The 1,650-nt window shown below is 46.4% G+C and carries 1 protein-coding gene and 1 pseudogene; one reads left to right on the forward strand and one right to left on the reverse strand.

The window, feature by feature from the left end; translation table 11 throughout:
* Positions 1 to 57: 57 nt before the first annotated feature.
* Positions 58 to 1,539, forward strand: a pseudogene (locus AC4II3_RS05780) (efflux RND transporter permease subunit); the annotation flags it as partial.
* Positions 1,540 to 1,563: 24 nt separating this feature from the next.
* Here AC4II3_RS05780 and AC4II3_RS05785 read toward each other — a convergent pair.
* A partial coding sequence (locus AC4II3_RS05785; protein ID WP_488029333.1) for a pentapeptide repeat-containing protein occupies positions 1,564 to 1,650 on the reverse strand: 87 nt, incomplete at its 5' end.

Consider the following 1,650-nt stretch of genomic DNA (forward strand, 5'->3'; position numbering starts at 1 on the left):
CCTTGGCCAAAAGGCCACGCTACGCGAACAACCGATTAACCTTCAACTATTTAAAAGATGTCCTTCCACGTCTCCTCTTGGTCAATTAAAAATCCGGTTGCTACTCTGGTCATGTTCCTGGTTTTAGGAATAGTCGGTCTATTCTCCTTTATGCAGTTGGGAATTGATCAGCTTCCCAATATTGATCTTCCAGCGGTGATGGTTACTGTTACCCAGCCAGGGGCAGGACCTGCAGAACTGGAATTCCAGGTAACCAAAAAAGTTGAAGATGCTGTTGCTAGCCTTGGAGATATTGAAGAAATCCGCTCCACCGTTACTGATGGCAGCTCCAGCACCGTTATCAATTTTGTCCTGGGAACTGATACCAATCAGGCAACTAATGATGTACGCAATGCGGTAGCTCAAATTCGTCAAAGTTTGCCCCTAGATATTAACGAACCTATTGTCAGACGGTTAGAATTTGCCGGGGGTTCAGTGATGACCTATGCGGTAGCTTCTGACAAACGCTCAGTGGAGGAGTTGAGTGATATAGTGGACCGGAAAATTAGCCGTGATCTGGTTAATGTACCGGGAGTTGCCCAAATTGATCGACTCGGAGGAGTTGACCGGGAAATTCGAGTTGACCTTGACCCCGCTAGATTACAAGCTTTTGGTATCACTGCTACCCAAGTTAATGACCAAATTCGGACTTTTAATGTTAACTTACCCGGTGGTCGCGGTAACATCGGCGGCGCTGAACAGAATGTCCGGACTCTGGGAAGTGCTAAGACAGTCGAAGAGTTGAAAAACTACCGTATTGTCCTCCCGGATGGCGCAAATGTTACCCTTTCCAGTTTGGGAGAGGTGACAGACGGCTTTGGTGATCTTAGGACAGCCGCCTATCTCAATGGGGAGTCAGTGGTGGCCTTTTCTGTACTGCGGAGCAGTGGTAGCAGTTTAGTCTCGGTGGAATCAGGGGTTCGCAAGGCTGTTAAACAACTAAAAACTACCCTGCCAGAGGATATCGAACTGCCCTTGATCTTCACCCGTGCTGATTCCATCCGTGAGTCTTACCAAGCAACCATTGATTCCCTAATTATCGGTTCAATACTGACTGTAGTCACCGTGGGGATATTTCTGAAAAATTGGCGGGTAACTCTAATTACAGCAATAGCCCTACCTTTATCAATTATTCCCACCTTTTTGGTGATGAAAGCCCTAAACTATACCCTCAACAGTATGACCCTACTGGGTTTAGGTCTAGCCGTGGGAAACTTGGTCGATGATGCCATTTGCATGATTGAAAATATCGACCAGCACTTGGATATGGGTAAGAAACCCATTAGAGCAGCTTGGGATGGAGCCCGGGAAATTGGTTTAGCTGTAGTAGCTACCACCGCAACAATCGTTGCAGTATTTATTCCTGTCGCCTTCATGAAGGGTATCAGTGGTCAATTCTTTCAACCCTTTGGAGTAACCGTTGCTGTATCTACTATGTTTTCGACCCTGGTAGCTACAACAATGACACCAATGCTGAGTGCTTATTTGCTCAAGCCAAAATCAAAAGCATTGAAGGTTGACCCCTTAAAAAAGGTTGACAAGTTGAAGGTTGACCCGTTGAAGGTTGACCCGTTGAAGGTTGACCCGTTGAAGGTTGACCCGTTGAAGGTT

The organism is Moorena sp. (genome assembly GCF_982860115.1).